Source organism: Streptococcus peroris ATCC 700780, from assembly GCF_000187585.1.
GTDB classification, from domain to species: domain Bacteria; phylum Bacillota; class Bacilli; order Lactobacillales; family Streptococcaceae; genus Streptococcus; species Streptococcus peroris.
Genome location: NZ_GL732463.1, coordinates 118,395 through 144,803 on the forward strand (window position 1 = coordinate 118,395; position 26,409 = coordinate 144,803).

Annotated in this window: 13 protein-coding genes and 1 pseudogene; 13 read left to right on the top strand and 1 reads right to left on the bottom strand. The window is 41.9% G+C overall.

Annotated elements, in window-relative coordinates; all coding sequences use genetic code 11:
• The first annotated feature begins 7 nt into the window (after positions 1–7).
• On the top strand, positions 8–1,510 hold the full coding sequence (locus HMPREF9180_RS02485) for a zinc ABC transporter substrate-binding protein AdcA (protein WP_006144785.1): 1,503 nt from the start codon (positions 8–10) through the stop codon (positions 1,508–1,510).
• Between the two features lie 143 nt (positions 1,511–1,653).
• Here HMPREF9180_RS02485 and HMPREF9180_RS02490 read toward each other — a convergent pair whose 3' ends face one another.
• Entirely contained in the window at positions 1,654–2,511 is an 858-nt protein-coding gene (locus HMPREF9180_RS02490) for a 5'-nucleotidase, lipoprotein e(P4) family (RefSeq protein ID WP_006144787.1), read from the bottom strand.
• Between the two features lie 432 nt (positions 2,512–2,943).
• Between HMPREF9180_RS02490 and rpoB the strand changes: the two genes are divergently transcribed.
• The 12 genes and pseudogenes from rpoB (at position 2,944) to rpsD (ending at position 26,244) form a co-directional block, all read left to right on the top strand.
• Positions 2,944–6,546, top strand: a complete 3,603-nt coding sequence (rpoB, locus tag HMPREF9180_RS02495; RefSeq protein ID WP_006144788.1) for a DNA-directed RNA polymerase subunit beta — start codon at positions 2,944–2,946, stop codon at positions 6,544–6,546.
• 32 nt (positions 6,547–6,578) lie between these two features.
• Entirely contained in the window at positions 6,579–10,229 is a 3,651-nt protein-coding gene (gene rpoC / locus HMPREF9180_RS02500) for a DNA-directed RNA polymerase subunit beta' (RefSeq protein ID WP_025168575.1), read from the top strand.
• 243 nt (positions 10,230–10,472) lie between these two features.
• A complete protein-coding gene (locus tag HMPREF9180_RS02505) occupies positions 10,473–16,676 on the top strand; it encodes a CshA/CshB family fibrillar adhesin-related protein (protein WP_006144790.1) in 6,204 nt (2,067 codons plus the stop codon).
• Between the two features lie 87 nt (positions 16,677–16,763).
• Positions 16,764–16,994 (top strand): annotated as a pseudogene (locus tag HMPREF9180_RS02510) (LbetaH domain-containing protein); the annotation flags it as partial.
• Between the two features lie 153 nt (positions 16,995–17,147).
• On the top strand, positions 17,148–18,371 hold the full coding sequence (locus tag HMPREF9180_RS02515; RefSeq protein ID WP_025168576.1) for a carbohydrate-binding domain-containing protein: 1,224 nt from the start codon (positions 17,148–17,150) through the stop codon (positions 18,369–18,371).
• Between the two features lie 152 nt (positions 18,372–18,523).
• Positions 18,524–19,288, top strand: coding sequence for a nucleoside phosphorylase (locus tag HMPREF9180_RS02520; protein ID WP_006144793.1), 765 nt, complete (start codon positions 18,524–18,526; stop codon positions 19,286–19,288).
• A 33-nt stretch (positions 19,289–19,321) separates the two neighbouring features.
• The gene (locus HMPREF9180_RS02525) at positions 19,322–20,701 is read left to right on the top strand and encodes a TrkH family potassium uptake protein (protein ID WP_025168577.1); all 1,380 of its coding nucleotides are present in this window, start codon (positions 19,322–19,324) and stop codon (positions 20,699–20,701) included.
• Complete coding sequence (locus tag HMPREF9180_RS02530; RefSeq protein WP_006144797.1) at positions 20,694–21,380, top strand: potassium channel family protein; 687 nt, start codon at positions 20,694–20,696, stop codon at positions 21,378–21,380. The genes HMPREF9180_RS02525 and HMPREF9180_RS02530 overlap by 8 nt, the downstream gene beginning before the upstream one ends.
• A 156-nt stretch (positions 21,381–21,536) precedes the next feature.
• Positions 21,537–23,621, top strand: a complete 2,085-nt coding sequence (locus HMPREF9180_RS02535; RefSeq protein ID WP_006144798.1) for an SSURE domain-containing protein — start codon at positions 21,537–21,539, stop codon at positions 23,619–23,621.
• Between the two features lie 80 nt (positions 23,622–23,701).
• Positions 23,702–24,400: a response regulator transcription factor gene (locus HMPREF9180_RS02540; protein WP_006144800.1), complete on the top strand. Its 699-nt coding sequence runs from the start codon at positions 23,702–23,704 to the stop codon at positions 24,398–24,400.
• Positions 24,397–25,431 (top strand): sensor histidine kinase, encoded by a 1,035-nt coding sequence (locus HMPREF9180_RS02545; protein WP_006144802.1) that lies wholly within the window; start codon positions 24,397–24,399, stop codon positions 25,429–25,431. Before HMPREF9180_RS02540 ends, HMPREF9180_RS02545 begins: the two co-directional genes overlap by 4 nt.
• A gap of 201 nt (positions 25,432–25,632) precedes the next feature.
• Positions 25,633–26,244: a 30S ribosomal protein S4 gene (gene rpsD / locus HMPREF9180_RS02550; protein ID WP_006144803.1), complete on the top strand. Its 612-nt coding sequence runs from the start codon at positions 25,633–25,635 to the stop codon at positions 26,242–26,244.
• The last annotated feature ends 165 nt before the right edge of the window (positions 26,245–26,409 follow it).

The window sequence follows — 26,409 nt, forward strand, 5'->3', positions numbered from 1 at the left end:
GATTTGTATGAAAAAAATTGGAATTTTTTTAGCAAGCATATGTACGCTCTTTTTAGTTGCTTGTTCCCATCAAAAACAAGCTGATGGAAAACTCAATATCGTGACGACATTTTACCCTGTTTACGAGTTTACCAAGCAAGTCGCAGGCGATACTGCTAATGTGGAGCTCTTAATCGGGGCTGGGACAGAACCTCATGAGTATGAACCGTCTGCCAAGGCGGTTGCTAAGATTCAAGAAGCGGACACCTTCGTTTATGAAAATGAAAATATGGAAACTTGGGTTCCTAAATTGTTGGATACCTTAGACCAGAAAAAAGTGAATACGATTAAAGCAACAGGCGATATGTTATTATTACCAGGTGGTGAGGAAGAAGAGGGAGACCATGATCATGGAGAAGAACATCATCATCAATATGATCCTCATGTATGGTTGTCTCCTTCGCGTGCCATCAAGCTTGTAGAGCACATCCGTGATAGTTTGTCAGCAGATTATCCTGATAAAAAAGCAACTTTTGAACAAAATGCAGCATCCTATATCGAGAAACTACAAGCTTTAGACAAGGCATACACCGAAGGACTTTCTAGTGCAAAACAAAAGAGCTTTGTGACTCAACACGCAGCCTTTAACTATCTCGCCTTAGACTATGGGCTTAAACAAGTCGCAATATCAGGACTTTCTCCAGATGCAGAACCATCAGCCGCTCGTTTGGCAGAATTGACAGAATACGTCAAGAAAAATAAAATTGCCTATATCTATTTTGAAGAAAATGCTTCGCAGTCTCTTGCCAATACGTTATCAAAAGAAGCAGGTGTCAAGACAGATGTCCTCAATCCTTTAGAAAGTCTGACAGAAGAGGAGACTAAGGCTGGAGAGAATTACATCTCTATCATGGAGAAAAATTTGCAAGCCCTCAAGCAAACCACTGACCAAGAAGGCCCAGCAATTGAACCTGAAAAGACAGAGGAAACGAAGACAGTTCAAAATGGTTACTTTGAGGACGCAGATGTTAAGGACCGTACCTTGAGTGATTATGCTGGCAACTGGCAGTCTGTCTATCCTTTCCTTGAAAATGGAACTCTTGATCAAGTCTTTGACTACAAGGCTAAGTTGACTGGTAAGATGACCAAGGATGAGTATAAGGCCTACTATCAAAAAGGCTACAAAACAGATGTGACCAAGATTAACATTACGGATAATACTATGGAATTCATCCAAGGTGACCAAAGTAAGAAATATAACTACAAGTATGTTGGCAAGAAAATCTTGACTTATAAGAAGGGGAATCGAGGTGTTCGCTACCTCTTTGAAGCGACTGATGCAGACGCCGGGCAATTCAAGTATGTTCAGTTTAGCGATCATAATATTGCTCCAGTCAAGGCAAAGCATTTCCATATTTTCTTTGGAGGAACGAGCCAAGAAGCCCTCTTTGAAGAGATGGACAACTGGCCTACCTACTATCCAGACAACTTATCTGGCCAAGAAATTGCCCAAGAAATGTTGGCACATTAAGATACGATTCACATGATAAAAGCGGACAGGAAAGTTTTCTGATTATCAGAATCCTCTCTTGTCCGCTTTTTTGAGTTTTGTAAGTTAAAGAGCCATTGCCCCCCATTTATGTACTTATAAATTTATTCAGTTTCAAGCTTACTTTATTTGTCAAAGCCTTGTAAAGCTTTTTCGCGTTCTTCTACTTGTCCTTTGGCATCTAGTTTATTACCACCGTAAACTGCTGTTTCCCATGATCCGTACATTGGATTTGGGAAGATGATGAATTTTTCACCAAATTCTTTTTGCAATTCTTCAAGTTGTTTGTCACGGTCGGCTTCAGAAGTTTTAGAAAAATCTGCAAAGTCTACAAGGTTATCACCAAATAGTAATACAAGATTAGTTTTTTCTTGAACTGCTTGGCGACGGCCTTCTTTAGATTTCACGCCATTTTCTAAAAACATGAGATGATCGCGACTTTGTACAGGAATCCCTTCGTTTTCTAGATTTTTAATGGTAGCATCTACTTGACTCACTGAGCGGTCAGAAATATAGTAGATTTGGACACCGTTTTGATCAGCAAATTGAAGAAAATCTTTTGCGCCTGGAACGGCTTTTGCTGCAGCTTTTTGGACCCAAACATCCCAATTTTCAGGTGTGAACGCTGTTCCATCTTTGACATTTTGAACTTGGTAAGGACTGTTGTCTAAGACTGTTTCATCCAAGTCTAAAACAATCGAATAAGGCTTATCTGATTCTTTTTTAAGTAATTCCTTCAAACGATCTGTAGCAACATTATAACCTTGTAGATACAAGGCTTTTGTTTCAGCGGCTTTTTGATACCAGAGAGTTGACATGGTATTTTCTCTAGACCGTAACTGATCGTAAGTCATTGTAATCTGATTGTCAGATGAGCTATTAGCAGATGTTTGTGTTTCTGTAGATTTTGTCGCACAACTGGTCAATAAGATGACAGATGCAAGTGCAGAAACGATTGTAACAGTGGTTTTTGCTGTTTTCATAAAATGTCTCCTATTTTATTAATTTCAATAACAGTATAGCATGAGGGGATAGTTAAGGCAAGCGTTTTCCTAAATATGGACTTGGTTTTTTAAGAAAGATGCAGATAATTAACGGATTTAAGGAAGAGAAAAATCTCTAAAAAACCTTGAAAAATCTAGCCAAATAGGGTATAATGTAAATAATCATTTGTCGTAGGTTTTGTCTGAAATATTGTCCGGACAAGGCTCACAGCAGTTAAATCAAACTGGAGAAGTCGGATTTAGCTGCTCTTTTTGTGCTCATTTTCAGGTTTTTGAGGATTTGTAATAGAGATTTAAAGATTCTGAAAATTGGTCGAAAGGGATAAGTTGATAGGGGTTTTAAAACCATCTAATGATAATTATTGGCTTAGATTACTAAGCTTGAATCTTTAATAACAAAGGAGAATCATCTTGGCAGGACATGACGTTCAATACGGGAAACATCGTACCCGTCGTAGTTTTTCAAGGATTAAAGAAGTTCTTGACTTACCAAATTTGATTGAAATTCAAACGGATTCATTCAAAGATTTCCTAGACCATGGTCTGAAGGAAGTGTTTGAAGATGTATTGCCAATTTCAAACTTTACCGACACTATGGAGTTGGAGTTTGTTGGCTACGAAATCAAAGAACCTAAATACACGCTTGAAGAGGCTCGTATCCATGATGCCAGCTATTCAGCGCCAATCTTTGTAACCTTCCGCTTGATTAACAAAGAAACAGGTGAAATCAAAACTCAAGAAGTCTTCTTTGGTGATTTCCCAATCATGACTGAAATGGGTACTTTCATCATCAACGGTGGTGAACGGATCATCGTATCACAGTTAGTGCGCTCACCAGGTGTTTACTTTAATGATAAGGTAGATAAGAACGGTAAAGTGGGCTACGGTTCGACTGTTATCCCTAACCGTGGGGCTTGGTTGGAACTTGAAAGCGACTCAAAAGATATCGCCTACACTCGTATCGACCGTACTCGTAAAATTCCATTTACGACCTTGGTTCGTGCGCTAGGTTTCTCTGGCGATGACGAAATCTTTGATATCTTTGGTGACAGCGAATTGGTTCGCAATACTGTAGAAAAAGATATCCATAAAAATCCAATGGACTCTCGTACAGACGAAGCTTTGAAAGAAATTTATGAACGCCTTCGTCCAGGTGAGCCAAAAACGGCTGAGAGTTCACGTACCTTGCTTGTAGCTCGATTCTTCGACCCACGTCGTTATGACTTGGCTGCTGTTGGGCGCTACAAGATTAACAAAAAATTAAATATTAAGACTCGTTTGCTCAACCAAACAATCGCTGAACCATTGGTAGATCCAGAAACAGGAGAAATCTTGGTTGAAAAAGGTACTGTCATGACTCGCGATGTTATTGAAAGCATCGAAGATCACTTGGATGGTGATTTGAACAAGATTGTCTACACTCCAAATGACTCAGCGGTATTGACAGAACCAGTTGTTCTTCAAAAATTCAAGGTTGTGGCACCAACTGATCCAGACCGTGTTGTAACAATCATCGGAAATGCAAATCCAGATGATAAAGTTCGCACTATCACTCCGGCAGATATTCTTGCTGAAATGAGCTACTTCCTTAACTTGGCTGAAGGCATCGGTCGTATCGATGATATCGACCACCTCGGAAATCGTCGTATCCGTGCCGTTGGTGAATTGCTTGCCAACCAAGTACGTCTTGGGCTTTCACGTATGGAACGTAATGTTCGTGAACGTATGTCTGTTCAAGATAACGAAGTGTTAACACCTCAACAAATCATTAACATCCGTCCAGTGACTGCAGCAATCAAAGAATTCTTTGGTTCTTCTCAATTGTCACAGTTCATGGACCAACACAACCCACTTTCTGAGTTGTCACACAAACGTCGTTTGTCTGCCTTAGGACCTGGTGGTTTGACACGTGACCGCGCTGGATATGAAGTGCGTGACGTGCACTACACTCACTATGGTCGTATGTGTCCGATTGAAACACCTGAAGGACCAAACATCGGTTTGATCAACAACTTGTCTTCATATGGACACTTAAACATATATGGATTCATTCAAACACCATACCGTAAGGTAGATCGTGCAACTGGTAAAGTAACCAACGAAATCGTTTGGTTGACTGCCGATGAAGAAGATGAATACACAGTTGCGCAAGCTAACTCAAAATTGAATGCAGATGGAACTTTCGCAGAAAAAGTTGTCATGGGACGTCACCAAGGGGTTAACCAAGAATATCCATCATCAAGTGTTGATTATATGGACGTTTCTCCTAAACAGGTAGTTGCCGTTGCGACAGCATGTATTCCTTTCTTGGAAAACGATGACTCCAATCGTGCCCTCATGGGTGCTAACATGCAACGTCAAGCTGTGCCATTGATTGATCCAAAAGCACCTTTCGTTGGTACTGGTATGGAATACCAAGCTGCCCACGACTCAGGAGCTGCTATTATTGCTCAATACGATGGTAAAGTTACCTATGCGGATGCTGACAAGGTAGAAGTTCGCCGCGAAGATGGTTCTCTTGATGTATACCACGTTCAAAAATTCCGCCGTTCAAACTCAGGTACTGCTTACAACCAACGTACCCTTGTTAAAGTTGGTGATGTCGTCGAAAAAGGTGACTTTATCGCAGACGGACCTTCAATGGAAAAAGGTGAAATGGCGCTTGGGCAAAACCCAATCGTTGCCTACATGACATGGGAAGGTTACAACTTCGAGGATGCCGTTATCATGAGCGAACGTTTGGTGAAAGATGATGTTTATACTTCTGTTCACCTTGAAGAATACGAATCAGAAACACGCGATACAAAGCTTGGGCCTGAAGAAATCACTCGTGAAATTCCAAACGTTGGTGAAGATGCCCTTAAAGACCTCGACGAAATGGGTATTATCCGTATCGGTGCTGAGGTTAAAGAAGGGGACATCCTTGTAGGTAAAGTAACACCTAAGGGTGAAAAGGACCTTTCTGCTGAAGAACGTCTCTTGCACGCTATCTTCGGAGACAAATCTCGTGAAGTTCGTGACACTTCTCTTCGTGTACCACACGGTGCCGATGGTGTCGTACGTGATGTTAAAATCTTTACACGTGCAAATGGTGATGAATTGCAATCTGGCGTTAACATGCTAGTCCGCGTCTACATCGCACAAAAACGTAAGATTAAGGTCGGAGATAAGATGGCCGGACGTCACGGAAACAAAGGGGTTGTTTCTCGTATCGTTCCTGTAGAAGACATGCCTTATCTTCCAGATGGAACTCCAGTTGATATCATGTTGAACCCTCTTGGGGTGCCATCACGTATGAATATCGGACAAGTTATGGAACTTCACCTAGGTATGGCAGCTCGTACTCTTGGTATTCACATCGCAACGCCAGTCTTTGACGGAGCAAGTTCTGAAGACCTTTGGGACACTGTCAAAGAAGCAGGTATGGATAGTGATGCTAAGACAATCCTTTACGATGGACGTACTGGGGAACCATTTGATAACCGTGTGTCAGTCGGTGTCATGTACATGATTAAACTCCACCACATGGTTGACGATAAATTGCACGCTCGTTCAGTTGGACCTTACTCAACCGTTACACAACAACCACTCGGAGGTAAAGCTCAGTTTGGTGGACAACGTTTCGGTGAGATGGAAGTTTGGGCGCTTGAAGCCTATGGTGCTTCAAATGTCCTCCAAGAAATCTTGACTTACAAGTCTGACGATATCAACGGACGTTTGAAAGCCTATGAAGCTATTACTAAAGGAAAACCAATTCCAAAACCAGGTGTTCCAGAATCATTCCGAGTTCTTGTGAAAGAATTACAATCTCTTGGTCTTGACATGCGTGTTCTTGACGAAGATGATCAAGAAGTGGAACTTCGTGACCTTGATGAAGGAATGGACGAAGATGTCATCCACGTAGATGACCTTGAAAAAGCCCGCGAAAGAGCAGCTCAGGAGGCTAAAGCAGCCTTTGATGCAGAAGAAAATGCAAAAGCGGAAACAACAGAAGAAGCTGCTGAACAAGAATAAGCAGTTCACTTAAAATAGAAAGGGAAGAAATAGTGGTTGATGTAAATCGTTTTAAAAGTATGCAAATCACACTAGCTTCTCCAAGCAAAGTCCGTTCATGGTCTTATGGAGAAGTCAAAAAACCTGAAACAATCAATTACCGTACGTTGAAACCAGAACGTGAAGGGCTCTTTGACGAAGTGATCTTTGGTCCTACAAAAGACTGGGAATGTGCTTGTGGTAAATACAAACGCATTCGTTACAGAGGGATTGTTTGTGACCGTTGTGGTGTTGAAGTAACGCGTACAAAAGTTCGTCGTGAACGTATGGGACACATCGAGTTGAAAGCTCCTGTATCTCATATCTGGTATTTCAAGGGAATTCCAAGCCGTATGGGCTTGACCCTTGATATGAGCCCTCGTGCTCTCGAGGAAGTAATCTACTTTGCTGCTTACGTGGTGATCGATCCAAAAGATACACCACTTGAGCACAAATCTATCATGACAGAGCGTGAATACCGTGAACGCTTGCGTGAATTTGGTCATGGTTCATTCGTTGCCAAAATGGGTGCCGAAGCTATCCAAGACCTCTTGAAACAAGTTGATCTTGAAAAAGAAATTGCTGAACTCAAAGAAGAGTTGAAAACAGCTACTGGACAAAAACGTGTCAAAGCCATCCGCCGTTTGGATGTTTTGGATGCCTTTTACAAATCTGGAAACAAACCTGAATGGATGGTTCTTAACATCTTGCCAGTTATTCCACCAGATCTTCGTCCAATGTTGCAGTTGGATGGTGGGCGTTTTGCCTCATCTGACTTGAACGACCTTTACCGTCGTGTGATCAACCGTAACAACCGTTTGGCTCGTTTGCTTGAGTTAAATGCACCAGGTATCATCGTTCAAAATGAGAAGCGTATGCTTCAAGAAGCAGTTGACGCTTTGATTGACAATGGTCGCCGTGGTCGTCCAATCACTGGACCTGGTAGCCGTCCACTCAAATCCTTGAGCCACATGCTCAAAGGGAAACAAGGACGTTTCCGTCAAAACTTGCTCGGTAAACGTGTTGACTTCTCAGGACGTTCTGTTATTGCCGTTGGTCCAACTCTTAAGATGTACCAATGTGGTGTGCCACGTGAAATGGCAATCGAGCTCTTTAAACCATTTGTCATGCGTGAAATCGTAGCGCGTGATATCGTGCAAAACGTTAAGGCGGCAAAACGCTTGGTAGAACGTGGAGACGAACGTATCTGGGATATCTTGGAAGAAGTCATCAAAGAACACCCAGTACTTTTGAACCGCGCACCTACCCTTCACCGTTTGGGGATTCAAGCTTTTGAACCTGTCTTGATCGACGGTAAAGCTCTTCGCTTACATCCACTAGCCTGTGAAGCCTATAATGCCGACTTTGACGGGGACCAAATGGCCATCCACGTGCCTCTTTCAGAAGAAGCACAGGCGGAAGCTCGTATCTTGATGTTGGCTGCTGAACACATCTTGAATCCAAAAGATGGGAAACCAGTCGTTACGCCATCTCAGGACATGGTTTTGGGGAACTATTACTTGACCATGGAAGAAGCTGGTCGTGAAGGTGAAGGAATGGTCTTTAAGGACCGTGACGAAGCTGTCATGGCATATCGCAATGGTTATGTTCACCTACACTCACGTGTTGGGATTACGACCGATAGTTTGAATAAACCATGGACAGAGGATCAAAAACACAAAATCTTGCTGACAACTGTTGGTAAAATCCTCTTCAACGATATCATGCCAGAAGGCCTACCATACTTGCAAGAACCAACAAACGCTAACTTGACAGAAGGCGTTTCGGATAAGTACTTCTTGCCACTAGGTGGAAATATCCATGAAGCTATTAGCGCGTTGGAAATCAATCCACCATTCAAGAAGAAAAATCTTGGAAATATCATCGCTGAAATTTTCAAACGTTTCCGTACAACAGAAACTTCAGCCTTCCTTGACCGTTTGAAGAACTTAGGTTACCATCAATCAACACTTGCTGGATTGACAGTGGGTATTGCGGATATCCCGGTTGTTGAAGACAAGGCTGAAATCATCGAAGAATCACACAAACGTGTGGAACAAATCACTAAACAATTCCGCCGTGGTATGATCACAGACGATGAACGTTATAATGCTGTTACAGCTGAATGGCGTGCAGCTCGTGAAAAACTAGAAAAACGTTTGGTTGCCAACCAAGATCCTAAGAACCCAATCGTTATGATGATGGATTCTGGAGCCCGTGGTAATATCTCAAACTTCTCACAACTTGCCGGTATGCGTGGTTTGATGGCAGCACCGAACGGACGTATCATGGAATTGCCAATCCTTTCAAACTTCCGTGAAGGTTTGTCAGTACTCGAAATGTTCTTCTCAACTCACGGTGCTCGTAAAGGGATGACCGATACGGCCTTGAAGACTGCCGACTCAGGTTACTTGACCCGTCGTTTGGTTGACGTTGCCCAAGACGTAATCATTCGTGAAGATGACTGTGGAACAGACCGTGGTCTCTTGATCCGCTCTATCACAGAAGGTAAAGAGATGATTGAGTCTCTTGAAGAGCGCCTCAATGGTCGTTACACTAAGAAAACGGTTCGCCATCCAGAAACTGGTGAAGTCATCATCGGCCCAGACGAATTGATTACCGAAGATAAGGCGCGTGAAATTGTCAATGCTGGTGTGGAAGAAGTAACTATCCGCTCTGTATTTACATGTAACACTCGTCACGGTGTCTGCCGTCACTGTTATGGTATCAACTTGGCAACTGGTGATGCGGTTGAAGTTGGTGAAGCAGTTGGTACCATCGCTGCCCAATCTATCGGGGAACCTGGTACACAGCTTACAATGCGTACCTTCCACACGGGTGGTGTTGCCTCAAATACCGATATTACGCAAGGTCTTCCTCGTGTCCAAGAAATCTTTGAAGCCCGCAATCCAAAAGGTGAAGCGGTCATCACAGAAGTCAAAGGACAAGTTACCGCTATCGAAGAAGACGCTTCAACTCGTACCAAGAAAGTCTTTGTTAAAGGTGAAACTGGAGAAGGCGAATACGTGGTACCATTCACAGCCCGTATGCGTGTAGAAGTTGGAGACCAAGTCTCTCGTGGTGCAGCTCTTACAGAAGGTTCTATCCAACCAAAACGTCTCCTTGCTGTACGTGATGTTTTGTCAGTTGAAACTTACCTCCTAGGTGAAGTACAAAAAGTTTACCGTAGCCAAGGGGTAGAAATCGGCGACAAACACATCGAGGTTATGGTTCGTCAAATGATCCGTAAAGTTCGTGTCATGGATCCAGGTGATACAGACCTTCTCATGGGTACACTTTTGGATATCAACGACTTTACAGATGCCAATAAAGATGTCCTTATCGCAGGTGGTGTTCCAGCGACTGGTCGCCCAGTCCTTATGGGAATTACCAAAGCCTCACTTGAAACAAATAGCTTCTTGTCAGCAGCTTCCTTCCAGGAAACAACACGTGTCCTTACAGATGCGGCTATCCGTGGTAAGAAAGATCATCTCCTTGGACTTAAGGAAAATGTTATCATCGGTAAGATCATCCCAGCAGGTACTGGTATGGCTCGTTACCGCAATCTTGAACCACAAGCTGTTAATGAAGAGTCACTTTTCGTAGATTCACAAGAAGAAGGACAAGTGGACGTCTTAGCGGAGACAGATGAAACAAACGAATAAATCTACTAACTCTAAAAGAGGGAACTTTCCCTCTTTTGGCGTGTTAGAGATATGAAAAGTATAAGGTCTATTTTCTTGAAAAATTGAACAATTTGCCTTAAGGCTAGGTCATTTAATAAAAAATGGTAAAAATTCTTGACATTTATACTTTGAAGTGTAAAAATAAGATGTTGTATTTTTAGAGATAATCAACAATAAATAAACTATAAAAAATAAATTCCCAAAGGGGGATGGAGGAAAATCATGAAAAATGATCTGTTTAATGATCGTATCAGTCGATTCTCAATCCGTAAACTTCATGTAGGGGTTTGTTCGGTCCTACTAGGAACACTAGTGATGGCTGGAACTGCTACAAGTGTCGGAGCTGATGAAGTGACTGAAAATAAACAAGCTGAAGGTGTCGCAGCTAAAACGGAAGTTGAAAAAGCTAAAACACCTGCTACGACTGAAGCAACACCTGCAACAGAAGCGAAAGCAGCACCTGCAACAGAAGCGAAAGCAGCACCTGCAAAAGAAGTAACTTACCAAGCAGAAGCAGCTCCTGTAGTTTCAACTGAGGTAAAACCTGAGCTTAAAACTGAAACATTGGCAGCTTATGTTGCTGAAGTTGAAGCAAACTTGGCAAATGGCAAATACAGCAACAAGACAGATGAGAGTGTAGAAGTTCTCAAAGCAAGTCTTGCCAACGCTCAAAATACTCTTGCAACTGCTACAAGTCAAGCTGAACTAGATGCAGCTTACCAATCACTTGTAACAACAGTCAATGCGAAACTTAAAAATAAGGAAGTAGCGAAAGTAGAAAAACCAGTAGTTGAAACTCCTGCTACTACAGAAGCCACTACAGGAAAACCAGCTGAAAACACTGCACCAGCTGAAGGGACAAACGCAATCGCAAATACAGGGAAGAACGACCCTCGTAATGGGAAAGAGATTGACAAAGGCACAGCCTTCCGTGCAGAAACAGCAGCTACTACTGGAGTAGGGGCAGATGTTGTAGACGCAACATCAACTCCAAAAGTTGAAAAACCAGGATATACAACAGATCTTGATGCCAAATCTTTGGCTAGACAGATTACTTGGTTGGACTTTGGGGATACAGCCAACTGGACGGGCACTACAACAACGTCGAATGGGGATCTTGCCCTTCAAGTTGGTGCCACCTATACTAAGGAAATTATGCCGGGTTACGTGGTAACCGTCAAAGTTAAATCTTTGAAACCCTTCCAAGCAACAGAAATCTACAAAAAGCGCTTAGAAGACCGAGGAGCGACGGCAGCTGAAAAGGCTACCTATGATCCAAATGCCAGAAATGGTTATGTGAGTGGGACTACTAATCAAAAAGCGCTTGCAGAATTGAACGCTGGTCACGAAGCAAAGGTTATTGCCGAGGCTCAAAACCGTTGGACTGAAATTAAATTCGAAAATATTGATACTGGGACAAAGAAAACTACCATTAGTTCAGAATTAGAGGGTGGGAACATTGGAGTCCAGTTTGAAATTTCTGCGACCTTCCGTGGAAAAGTGGTCAAACCTGCTCTTGTCATGGCTGATGGGGAATCTGCTTCACCAGGTGAATTGGTTATGTTCACCACAAACGGAGAAGGTTGGCAACATCTTGGGGAATGGAAAAAATTTTCCAGACGAAATAATGTAACTTATATTCCACAAGACACAGACAATTTATTTGGTTCGAACCCTTCCACTAAAATAAAAGGCATGAGTCTCAAGACGATCAACCTTGACCAAATTCGAAGATCAAATCAAGTTGGGCCAGATAAAAAAGCAGTTGCTTGGAAGTACTTTGGAAGTGCCGATTTAACAACTGGAGGTCTCGGAACAGGGATCTTCGGACCAAATATTTCTGAGGGTGATGTGGATGTTCCTCTTGTTATGACTAGGGGGGCTTCTGAGATTGGTCTTTACATTGCTTCAGGAGGGAAACAATCAGCCATGCTTGGTTTCTTCCCGCTTGATGAAGGAGATGCTCCTGAGTCATATGGTAAGGCAGTCCATACCATTGCAACCGTAGACGGTGTTACTGGAGCTAAAGTAAATCAACCGTATCTTGGGAATGTGAGCCCTGATATGGATGAAAATACTGTTCTAGACTGGTTCGGTGATGATAATGCAACGACGGCCGATGAAGGTATCAATCAATTGCTTCCAGAAGAACTCAAAGGGACAACCAATGAGATGATCAAGATGGACCGTACGAGACCAGGTAACTACAAGATGTCCATCCAAGCGCATACAGATGGGGCTAAAGAAGCCTATATCTATGGTTGGGTAGACTTTAACCAAAACGGTACTTTTGATGAAGATGAACGCTCTGATCTTGCTAAAATCACCCAAGATGGGACAGTCGAGTTAACCTTTGCTCACAGTAAGACCTACGTTGATCCTAGTGTCAAAGAACTAGGTGCTCGTGTTCGTATTGCTAAGAAAGATAAGGAGATTGAAAAACCAACAGGTTTGGCTTTCTCAGGAGAAGTTGAAGACTTCAAGACTCAAATTACTCATCCACCAAAAGGGGAATTTAAAGAAACTAGTGGTCTTCAAGGTGCGAAGCAAACAGCAACTGTAGCCTTTACAGCACGTGGGGAACACAAGTATACTCGTAACTCAACTGCAGTCATCGATGAAACTGTAGAGCCATACATCGTGGACAAAGATGGCAACCGTGCAACTCTTGATGCTGAAGGCTACTACGTAGTTCCAGGTCAAGGTAAGTACAAGATCACAGCAAACGGTAAAGACGTTAATGTTGAGTTTATCCCTGAGGATGATTTCCTTGGAACAGCTGATGGTATCTCAATCCGCCGTTCAGATAACAACGGAAACGATACTGGATGGTCAACTAGATTCCCAGATATTGAACCAAACGTAGATATTCAGTTGAGTACTATGGATGGTTTTTACGTGCCAACTGTCACACCGATTGAGATTGAAGGGGTTAACAAGACATCTACTGATGTACAAGGTGCAAGCCAAACAGGAACACCAACCTTTAATACAACTGCTACTAACGCAAATGGTGACAAGATTGCTGTCACTCCAAGCGCAACATACCCTGCTAAGTTGGTAGATCCAGCTACAGGAATGCTAACAGACGCTACATCAGTAACTGTTGCAGGCGAAGGTACCTATACGATCAACCCTACGACAGGTGAAGTAACCTTTGTTCCAGAGCCAAGCTTTACTGGTACAGCCAAAGGTGTGGAAGTTACATTGTCAGCACCAGTTGGTCGCAATAAAGATGGTAAGGTTCAAGAAGAGTACGTTAAGACAGCTACTGCTAAGTACACACCAACTGTAACACCAATCGCTATTACTCCAACCAATAAAGTTTCTGAAGACATTCAAAACGTTCCACAAACCCAAACACCAACCTTTGATTTGAGTAACGACAAGACTGCTGAAATCACTAGCAAGAAATTGGTGGATCCAGCAACTGGTCAACCAACTGATGAAACAACAGTGACAGTAGCAGGTGAAGGTAGCTATACTATCGATCCTACTACAGGAGCGGTGACCTTCACACCTGAAAAAGACTTTGTTGGTACTGCAAAAGGAGTAACTGTTCAGGCAACTGCTACTATTACAAATGCTAATGGTAAGACTGCAACCATTACTTCAGATGCAACCTACACACCAACGGTTGTGCCAGCAGTTCCAACTGCAAACCCTGCAACTTCAAAAGATATCCAAGGTGCAACTCAAACCGGTACACCAACCTTTGCAGGAACAACTGTTCAAGTAAATGGTCAAGACAAACCTGTAACCATTAAAGAAAATAGCTATAAACTTTTGGATAAAGATGGTAATGAAGTAAGTGGAACTACACCAGCCTATGCGGCAGATGGTACAACTGTTATCGGTAACTTCTCAATCGACCCAGCAACTGGTACTGTAACTTTCACACCAACTGACAAATCTTACACAGGTACTGTTACACCAGTTAAGGTTCAAGCTGAAAGCTCAAACGGTATCAAGGTTGATACAACTTACACTCCAGAGATTGTCCCTGTAACACCAACAGCAACACCAGCAACATCTACCGATGTACAAGGTGCAACTCAAACAGGAAAACCTGAATTCAAGGGTGGAACTGTAACAGTTGATGGTGTTGAGAAGACTGTTGCTATCAATGAAACTGTACCAGCTACATTTGAAGATGGTACAACTACGAAGACAGTTCCAAACGTTGGTACTTATACAGTAGCCCCAGACGGAACAGTTACATTCGTTCCTGAAAAATCATTTATTGGAACAGCACCAGCTGTAACAGTTGTTCGTGTAGATATGAACGGTACAAAAGCTTCTGCAACATACACACCAACAGTAACTCCAGTGAAGCCAACTGCTGTGGATGCTACTTCAAAAGACAAACAAGGTCAAACTCAATCTGGTAAACCAACATTCACACCAGGTAACTCAAACGTACCAATGGATGATACTGTTCCAGCAACCTTCGAAGATGGTTCAACAACTAAGGTTATTCCAGGCGAAGGAACCTACACAGTAGCCCCAGACGGAACTGTAACCTTCGTTCCTGAAAAATCATTCACAGGAGTCGGAACAGGCGTAACTGTTAAGCGTGTCGATAAAAACGGTACTCCAGCAACAGCTAAGTACACACCAACTGTTACACCAGTAGCTCCAACAGCAACACCAGCTGAATCAGAAGCACCTCAAGGTGTGGTTCAAACTGGTACAGTGACCTTCACAGAAGGTGATCCAGTTGCTCCAATCGACAAGGATACCATTACCCTTCTTGATGAAAATGGTCAACCAGCTGCTTCAGTAGATGCTAAGTCACCAGACGGTAAGGTTATCGGTACCTTTACAGTTGATAAGGCTACAGGTGTTGTCACCTTCACACCAACTGATAAATCATACTCAGGTGAAGTCGTTCCAGTTAAGGTTCAAGCTAAAGACGCGAATGCAACAGCTGTAGAAACAACTTACACACCTAAGATTACTCCAGTAGTTCCAACAGCAGACCCAGCGACATCAACAGATATCCAAGGTAAGACACAAACAGGCACCCCAACCTTTACCCCAGGTAATCCAGATGTTCCAATGGATAATGATGTTCCAGCTACATTTGAAGATGGTTCAACAACTAAGGTCATTCCAGGAGAAGGAACTTACACTGTAGCCCCAGATGGCACAGTAACCTTCGTCCCAGAAAAATCATTCACAGGAACAGGAACAGGTGTAACTGTTAAGCGTGTAGATAAGAACGGTACACCAGTAACCGCTAAATACACACCAACAGTAACTCCAGTAACACCAACTGCGGAACCAGTAACATCAACAGATATCCAAGGTAAGACACAAACAGGCACCCCAACCTTTACCCCAGGTAATCCAGATGTTCCAATGGATAATGATGTTCCAGCTACATTTGAAGATGGTTCAACAACTAAGGTCATCCCAGGAGAAGGAACATACACTGTAGCACCAGACGGCACAGTAACCTTCGTCCCAGAAAAATCATTCACGGGAGTAGGAACAGGCGTAACTGTTAAACGTGTCGATAAGAACGGTACACCAGTTACAGCTAAGTACACACCAACAGTAACTCCAGTGGCTCCAACAGCAGATCCAGCAACATCTATTGGACCAAAAGGTCAAGAACAGACTGGCAAGCCAACATTCAAGGAAGGCGATAGCAGTGTTCCAATGAATGATAAGGTTCCAGCAACATTTGATGATGGTTCAACTACGAAGACTATTCCAGGTGTTGGTACTTACACAGTAGCTCCAGATGGTACTGTAACCTTCAAACCAGAACCTGAATTCACAGGTACAGCTCCTTCTGTAACAGTTGTTCGTGAAGATATGAACGGAACAAAAGCTTCTGCAACATACACACCAACAGTAACCCCAGTTACTACATTTGTAGACAAAGATGGTAAACCAATTCCAGGTAACCCAACAGAAGACGGCGAACAACCTAAGAAAGATATTCCAGGTTACCGCTTCGTTGAGACTAAGAAATTGCCTAACGGTGATACAGTTCATGTCTATGAAAAAGTGACAACTTCATATGTTGATGAAAATGGTAAACCAATTCCAGGTTACCCAACAGAAGATGGCGAACAACCTAAGAAAGATATTCCAGGTTACGAGTTTGTGAAGACAGTTGTCGATAAAGACGGTAATGTCCAACACATTTACAAGAAGAAAGTGACTCCAACACCAACTCCAGCACCAACGCCAGCACCAAAACCAGTTCCAGCACCAAAACCAGCATCAGTGCCAGTTAAACCAGTTAAACCAACTACACCAGCTCCAGTAGCTCATACAGTAGAAACTAAGGAAGATGCTCCTCAATTGCCAAATACTGGTTCTGAAGATCATTCTAGCCTTGCTGCACTTGGTTTAGTAGGTGTCTTGAGTGGATTTGGACTTATCGCTCGTAAAAAGAAAGAAGACTAATCTGATTTTTTCAAAAGAGAAATAGTCAGCTTTCTACTTAAAAACTAGTACATCATTCGATGTACTAGTTTTTTTATCTTTTGATGAGAAAATTTCTATTCCAACTGGAATTCGATCATGTTGGATGTTTGCACGATTACCATTAGCGAGAACTTCTGGGCAGGTGGTGGTGCCATCGTTCTTCCAGGTGTTACTTTAGGTGAAAATGTAGTTGCGGGAGCAGGAGCAGTTATTACTAAGTCTTTCGGGAATAATGTAGTTCTGGCAAGCAACCCAGCACGAGTTATCAAAGAAATTCCAGCCAAAGAAGAAAATTAAAAGAACAGCATTTTACTGTTCTTTTTTCTACCATGAGTTTTGATTATCAATTGAACTCGTATAGTTTAAGAAAATTTTCAGAAAAAATTTAGGTTTATTTTAGGAAGGTCCCGTAGACTAAAATCATGTAAAATGAAAGACGAGGAAATGAGCATGAAAGCGAAAAAATGGACATTCTTATTAGCGACTCTTGCTACTCTATCTCTAGTAACAGCATGTGCTCAGTCAACTGCAAATACAACAGCTAGCAATAGTACAACAACATCCGCTACATATGCTAAGAAAACTAGCTATTTTACAGACAAGGACTACGACACTTCCTATGATGAAAAATCTGCATCAACTGTGACTCTGTCTGGATCTACTGCAACCGTTTCAGGTGAAGGAGTTGCTGTATCAGATTCTACAGTCACTATCTCTAAATCTGGAACCTATGTGATTTCTGGCCAATCTGACGGCGTTCAAATTAAGATTGCAGCTGAAAAAACAGACGATGTACATATCGTCCTGAACGGTGTAACTATGACTAACACCAATGCAGCTATTTCTGCAACGTCAGCTGGTCATGTTTACCTAACTCTAGCAGATGGCACAACCAATAGCCTATCAGATTCTGCTTCTAATAGTGATGAAAAAGCTGATGCAGCGCTATTCTCGAAAGTAGACTTGACCATCAATGGGAAAGGAACTCTCAATGTAGACGGCAAAAAGAATAATGGTATCAAAGCCAATGATACACTACATATCACAGGCGGTACCTACAATATCACAGCAGTCGGAGATGCCTTTAATGTCAATGATGAACTCAATATCACTGGTACAACCATGACCATCGATGCCAAGGAAGACGGCGTCAAGGTAGATAATGATGACGATACTTCTGTTGGAACCATGTATCTCTCTGACAATACCATCACTGTTACTGCCGGTGATGACGGTATCCACGCATCAGGTGATTTGGTTATTGATAGTGGTACCTATACCGTTAAGAATTCTACAGAAGGGCTTGAAGGTAAGTCAATCACTATCAACGGTGGAGACATCACCATATATTCAACGGATGATGGTGTCAATGCAGCCAACAAAAATGCCCAACAAAGTGAAATCTTCTTCACCATGAATGGTGGGAATTTGACAGTTGAAGTTGGTCAAGGGGACACAGATCCGATTGACTCAAATGGTAATATTACAGTCAATGGAGGAACGATTAAAATGACTGGCCAATCAGGTTTTGACTTTGACGGAACGGCGACCTACACAGGCGGAGATATCTACCTCAACGGTGAAAAACAAACTGAAATCGTCAATTCTATGCCTGGTGGCGGAGGGCCTCAAGGAAATGGTGGACCTGGGAATGGAGCACCTGGTAGACATTAAAATAAGAGTTATAGATTGATTGATAAAAAAGAGGACAAGCTAATCATCTGACTTTCAGGTACTAGCTTGTCGCTTTTTAATACTCAAAAGATGGCTTCTTGACAAGGATGTAGATGTTCGATACAATAGTACAAATTTGGAGGAGGTAGTCTATGATTCACAAACACGCTATTCCTATTTTAGAGTTTGATGACAATCCTCAGGCAGTCATCATGCCAAATCACGAAGGATTAGATTTACAGTTGCCAAAGAAGTGCATCTATGCATTTTTGGAGGAGGAGATTGATTGCTTTGCTCAGGAAGTTGGAGCAGAGTGCGCTGGCAAGTTCATTTCTGCCACAAAGACTTATCCTGTTTATGTCATGAGTTACAAGGGTGAGGAAGTGTGCCTAGCGCAAGCTCCCGTTGGTTCTGCCCCGGCTGCTCAGTTTATGGATTGGTTGATTGGCTACGGTGTGGAGAAAATCATTTCTACAGGAACTTGTGGTGTGCTAACAAATATAGAAGAAAATGCTTTCCTAGTTCCGGTAAGAGCACTGCGTGATGAAGGAGCTAGCTACCATTATGCGCCACCTTCTCGTTATATGGATGTTCATGTAGAAGCTGTTTCTGCTATCGAACAGGTCTTAGAACAACTAGGCGTTCCTTATGAAGAAGTCATGACCTGGTCGACAGACGGTTTTTACCGAGAAACAGCTGAAAAAGTGGCTTATCGTAAAGAGGAAGGCTGTGCTGTTGTGGAGATGGAGTGTGCAGCCCTTGCAGCAGTAGCCCAGTTACGCAAAGTTGTTTGGGGTGAGTTGCTGTTTACGGCAGATTCTTTAGCAGATCTTGATAACTATGACCAGCGTGATTGGGGCTCAGAAGCTTTTGATAAGGCGCTAGAACTCTGCCTTGAGATTGTGTATCATATGTGAGTGCTTTCACTGGTTTTGTGGTACAATGTAGCTATGTTATTCAAATCATTTTTTAAAAAAGTCAGTACGACTCTGGTTCGTATGTCCCCTGCGAGGAGAATTTTTTTAAGTTTTGCAATGGTCATTTTGGTAGGTTCCCTGTTGTTGAGTTTACCTTTTGTACAAGCAGAGACATCGAGTGCCAGCTATTTTGATCATCTCTTTACAACAGTTTCTATGGTCTGTGTGACCGGACTTTTTACCTTGCCTGTCGCTTCAACCTACAATGTCTGGGGGCAGCTAATCTGTATGTTCCTGATTCAGATTGGTGGTTTAGGTTTGATGACCTTTATCGGAGTTTTCTATACTCAAAGTAAGCAAAAGCTCAGTCTTAGAAGTCGCGAGACTCTTCAAGAGAGTTTTAGTTATGAGGAGTCAAGGTCTTTAAAAGACTTTATTCGCTCCATTTTTCTAACAACCTTTTTGATTGAGGGGTTAGGAGCCTTTCTTTTAAGTTTCCGATTGATTCCAGAATTCGGTTTAGCCCGAGGAATATTTACTTCTATCTTCCTCGCTATCTCAGCTTTTTGTAATGCTGGCTTCGATAATTTTGGAAGTACTAGTTTATCGAGCTTTCAAACAGATCCATTGATAAATCTAGTGATTGCAGGATTAATCATTACGGGTGGTTTGGGATTTATGGTCTGGTTTGACCTTGCGTCACAAGTAAAAAAATCTCAAAAAAGAAAGTTGCGTTTTCATACAAAGTTAGTGCTAGGCTTAACGGTTGGGATTCTTCTCTTTGGTACGGTGACGACATTATGTACAGAGTGGGGAAATGCGGGAACCATAGGCAATTTAACTGTACCAGAAAAAATATTGGTCAGCTTTTTCCAAACAGTTAGTATGCGAACTGCGGGGTTTGCTTCTATTGATTTTACCCAGGCACGTTCTGTTACCTTGCTCCTCTATATCTTTCAAATGTTTCTCGGTGGAGCGCCTGGAGGAACGGCTGGGGGTCTTAAGATAACTACCTTTTTCGTTTTAATTCTCTTTGCCAGAACGGAATTACTTGGTTTACCTCATGTTAATATTTGTCAGAGAACAATTGATCCGAAAACAGTGCAAAAATCATTTAGCGTTTTTATTATTTTTTTACTGACCTTTTTACTCGGTCTGCTTTTACTTGGTTTAACGGCTAAGGACAATCCTCCTTTCATTCATCTTATGTTTGAGACAATATCCGCTCTTGCGACAGTTGGGGTAACTGCAAACCTAACTCCAGAACTTGGACGATTAGCACTGAGTGTCGTGATGATGCTAATGTTTATTGGTCGTATCGGTCCTTTGACCTTACTAGTTAGTTTAGCAGACTATCAACCAGATAAAAAGGATATGATTCACTATATGAAAGCAGATATAACCATTGGATAAGGAAGGAAAAAGCATGTCAGAACGTACGATAGGAATTTTAGGTTTAGGAGTATTTGGTTCTAGTGTTTTGGAGGCATTGTCAAAACTAGATATGAATATTATAGCGATTGATAACCACGAAGAACGAATCAATCAATTTGAGCCAGTACTAGCTAGTGGGATCGTAGGAGATATTACCGACGAAGAACTCTTGCAAGCAGCTGGAATCGATACTTGTGATACAGTTGTTGTAGCTACGGGGGAAAGTTTGGAATCTAGCGTACTTGCAGTGATGCATTGTAAGAGCCTAGGCGTTCCAAGAGTGATTGCTAAAGTTAAAAGTCGGACAGCTAAAAGGGTTTTAGAAAAGATAGGGGCAGATTCGGTTATCTCACCAGAATTTGAGATGGGGCAATCTCTTGCTCAAGCAATTCTTTTCCATAATAGCGTAGATGTTTTCAAATTAGATAAAAATGTCTCAATCGTTGAGATGAAAATCCCAAACAGCTGGGTTGGACAAAGCCTCAGTCAGCTGGATATACGAGGAAAGTATAAACTCAATGTACTCGGTTTTCGAGAACAAGAAAATGCCCCACTTGATGTTCAATTTGGCCCAGATGATTTACTGAAAGCAGACACTTATATCATGGCTATTGTAAATAATCAACATTTGAATTCCTTAGCAGAACTCAGTGAGTAGAAGAGGGGCGGCGACTCTCTTTTGCAATGATTATTGAATCAATATAAGTATTTTATAAGAAGGATTTAAGAAAAATTTTAACTTTTTCTTAATCCTTTTTAATTTTAGGAGATTATACTAGAGTCATCAAAAAAAGAAAACTCTAAGGAGAATCCTATGAAATTCAATCCAAATCAGAGATATACTCGTTGGTCTATCCGCCGTCTCAGTGTCGGTGTTGCTTCAGTTGTTGTGGCTAGTGGCTTCTTTGTCCTAGTCGGTCAACCAGGTTCTGCGCGTGCTGATGTGGTCAATCCGACCACTGCTCAAGTCGTGCCAGATGCAGATTCGGTGAGTGAAAAGAGCGACTTACCAGCAGAGGCTCTAAAAAAAGCAGTCGATGTAGCTCTTCCTTCAGAACAGGCAGATTCAGTACCTAAAGTAAGCTTGGATTCTACAAGCTCTCAAGAAAAAGCGGATGTAGCTGATAAAGACCAAGTAGTAGTTCCCAAAGAAGAAGTGCAAGCAAAACCAGAATCTAAGAAACAAACAGAAGATACGGTTAAACCTGCAACAAATTCTGCTCCTGTAGTCTCTGGACAAGACCGTGAAGCAAGTGAAGCTCAACCAGCAACCACTCCAGCTGAAGTGCAAAAAGGTGTGGCTGACAATACCAAAGACACAGTAGATGTTCCAGCTTCTTACTTGGACAAGGCCAATTACCCAGGTCCATTCACCGCCGGTGTCAACCAAGTCATTCCATATGAATTCTTTGCTGGTGACGGTATGTTGACTCGCCTTATCTTGAAAGCTTCTGACAAGGCTCCGTGGTCAGACAATGGCTCGGCTAAAAATCCTGCTCTCCCACCAGTAGAGAAATTGGGCAAAGGCCTTTACTTCTATGAAGTGGATTTGGCTGGCACTCAAGGTAAATCAGATAAAGACCTTCTTGACCTCTTGAAACAAAACGGCACTCAAAGCTATAAAGCTACTATTAAAGTGTATGGTGCGAAAGATGGTAAGGCCGATTTAAGCAACCTCGTAGCGACTAAAAATTTGGATGTCAACTTGAACGGCTTGACCACCCCAGTTGAAGTACAAAAAGGTGTAGCCGACAACACTAAAGACACGGTAGACGTCCCAGCTACATACTTGGATAAAGCCAACTTCCCAGGTCCATTCACAGCCGGTGTCAACCGAGTCATTCCATACGAATTCTTCGCTGGTGACGGTATGTTGACTCGTTTGATTCTGAAGGCATCAGACAAGGCTCCATGGTCAGACAACGGTTCAGCAAAAAATCCTGCCCTCCCACCAGTAGAAAAATTGGGCAAAGGTCTCTACTTCTATGAAGTGGATTTGGCTGGCACTCAAGGTAAATCAGATAAAGAGCTTCTAGACTTGTTAAAACAAAATGGGACGCAAAGCTATAAAGCTACTATTAAAGTGTACGGTGCGAAAGATGGCAAGGCAGATTTGAGCAACCTCGTAGCGACTAAGGATTTGGATATCAACTTGAATGGCTTGACCACCCCAAATCAGGTTAAAGAGTCTGTTGTTAACAATGTCAAAGACGTGATTGATGTTCCAGCTAGCTACCTTGATAAGGCTATGGTTCCTGGACCTTTCTTGGCCGGTGTCAACCAAGTCATTCCATACGAAGCTTTTGGTGGAGATGGTATGTTGACTCGCCTCTTGTTAAAAACCTCAGATAAGGCCCCATGGTCAGACAATGGAACAGCCAAAAATCCTGCTCTATTACCACTTGAAGGCTTGGCTAAAGGTCAATATTTCTACGAAGTAGATTTGAATGGTAATACGGTTGGTAAAGATGGTCAGGATTTGCTGGAGCAACTTCGAGCTAACGGAAGCCAAACATATCTAGCTACCATCAAGGTGTACGGCACTAAAGATGGCAAACCTGATTTGACCAATCTGGTTGCTACTCGCCAAGTAACGATTCAACTTCATGGATTAGAAATGATGTCCAGAACTCCTCAAGGAAATCAGATGTCTATGCCTTCTTCTACGTCAGATTCTATGAACAAAATGAAGGAAATGACGAAAGAAGTCCATGCTTCAGAGATGAGAATGGCTGATTCTATGGATAATTCCATGGCTAAAACTAGGGGAAATGATGGGCAACCTATGCTACCAAATACTGGTGAAGCTCAAACGGCTACAGCTGGACTTGGAATTCTTGGCCTAGTCTTGGCAGGTTTTGTTGGATTTTTGGGTTGGAAAACCAAAAGAGAAGATTAAGGTTCAAATCATTTAAACATTACGGAAAATAGTGTTATACTAAAGCAAGTATAACACTGTTTTTGTCAAAGGAGTGTCAGATGAAAAAGACAATTTTGTTGGTTGATGATGAGATAGATATTCTGGATATTCAAAATCGCTATCTTTTACAGGCAGGTTACGATGTTTTAGTTGCCCATGATGGTAAGGAAGGATTAGAACTTTTTAGAAAAAAATCTATCGACCTCATTATCACAGATATCATGATGCCTAATATGGACGGTTATGATTTCATCAGTGAAGTTCAGTATATTGCTCCTGATCAACCCTTTCTCTTTACAACTGCTAAGACAAGCGAACAAGATAAGATTTATGGCTTAAGTTTGGGGGCAGATGATTTTATAGCCAAACCGTTTAGCCCACGGGAATTGGTTTTGAGAGTGAATAATATCTTGCGCCGTCTTAGTCGTGGAGGAGAGACAGAGCAGATTGAGCTTGGAGACTTAGTGATCAACCATGTGACTCATGAGGTTCGCGTTGGGGAACAATCTTTGGAATTGACAGTGAAATCCTTTGAACTTCTATGGATATTAGCCAGCAATCCCGATAGAGTATTTTCAAAGACTGAACTTTACGAGAAGGTATGGCAAGAGGACTATGTTGATGATACCAATACACTCAATGTTCATATCCATGCTTTGAGACAAGAGTTGAGTAAGTATACGAATTTAAACACTCCTGCTATCAAAACTGTTTGGGGATTGGGCTATAAACTGGAAAGACCGAGAGGTAAAAAATGAAATTAAAAAGCTATATTTTAGCGGGATATCTAGTTTCGACTCTACTAACGATTTTGGTCGTTTTCTGGGCTGTTCAACGAATGTTGATTGAGAAAAGTGAAGTTTACTTTCTAGTTGGAATGACCTTACTTGCTAGTTTCATTGGCGCAGCAGTGAGCATCTTTCTTTTGTCGCCTGTTTTTTCTTCTTTGAAACATTTGAAAAAACAAGCTCATAAGATAGCAAGCAAAGATTTCAGCACAGAAATTGAAACCAAAGGGCCATTAGAGTTTCAAGAGTTAGGCCAGGCTTTTAATGACATGTCCCGCAATCTACAAGATACCTTTCAATCACTTGATGAGAGCGAGCGAGAAAAAAGAATGATGATTGCGCAGCTCTCTCATGATATTAAAACTCCTATTACCTCCATTCAGGTTACTGTGGAGGGTATTCTAGATGGAGTAATCAAGGAAGAGGAGCGACTCCATTACTTAACCACAATTGGTCGCCAAACCGAGCGCTTAAACAAGCTAGTGGACGAGTTGGATGTTTTGACTCTTAACGCTCAGCCTCAAGATATAGCTGACGAAGAAGTTGAAGAGGTCTTTTTAGATCGGCTGTTGATTGAATCAATGAGTGAGTTCCAACTTCAGATTGAACGAGAGGAGCGAGATGTTTACATTCAAGTGTTACCTGAGTCGGCGAAAATCAAAAGCCATTATGACAAACTTTCTCGTATTCTGGTCAATTTGTTAAACAATGCCTTCAAATATTCAGATCCAGGAACCAGAATTGAGGTACTTGCCCAATTGACAGAACAAGAGCTCACAATCAGTGTGAAAGACGAGGGTCAGGGAATCCTTCCTGAGGATTTAGAAAAGATTTTTAAAAGACTTTATCGTGTAGAAACTTCGCGTAATATGAAGACAGGCGGGCATGGATTAGGGCTTGCGATTGCACAAGAACTGGCCCATCAGCTTGGTGGTGAAATCACAGCAGAAAGTCAGTATGGCTTAGGAAGCAAGTTTACATTCAGCCTAAATTTGAAATAAAGATAAAAATCTCTTTACAAATGCAGTGTTTCATGGTACAATATCCCTTGTGTGAAATAGCAGCAGGGGAGCATGAAGCTCGTCAACAGGTGTCTTATGATAAGTAACCTTGGCTGTTTAGGCGAAGGGCATCTGCACGAATCAGGGCTTTCTAAGTGACTATTTCCACCGAAATATTATTTATATCAGGAGGACATACATATGTCACGTTATACAGGACCATCTTGGAAACAAGCTCGTCGCCTTGGCCTTTCACTTACAGGTACAGGTAAAGAATTGGCACGTCGTAACTACGTACCAGGACAACACGGACCAAACAACCGTTCAAAATTGTCAGAATACGGTTTGCAATTGGCTGAAAAACAAAAACTTCGTTTCACTTACGGTGTTGGTGAAAAACAATTCCGTAACTTGTTCGTAGAAGCTACAAAAATCAAAGGTGGCATCCTTGGTTTCAACTTTATGCTTCTTTTGGAACGTCGTTTGGATAACGTAGTTTACCGTCTTGGTCTTGCGACTACTCGTCGTCAAGCTCGTCAATTCGTAAACCACGGTCACATTCTTGTTGACGGAAAACGTGTTGATATCCCATCATACCGCGTAACTCCAGGTCAAGTAATCTCAGTTCGCGAAAAATCATTGAAAGTTCCAGCAATCCTTGAAGCTGTTGAAGCAACTCTTGGACGTCCAGCATTCGTATCATTCGACGCTGACAAATTGGAAGGTTCATTGACTCGTTTACCAGAACGTGATGAAATCAACCCAGAAATCAACGAAGCACTTATCGTCGAGTTCTACAACAAAATGCTTTAATTTTAAAATATATCTTACGAAAAGCCTACAACAGTGGGCTTTTTGTTTTTACTCTTTAAAACATAATTTCTTCTATATTAAAGAAAAAATTTAGTGTTTTTCTTATTTATAAAAATAAAGTTATTTTAACAGTAATTAATTTAACAGTAATTAATATGTAGAAAG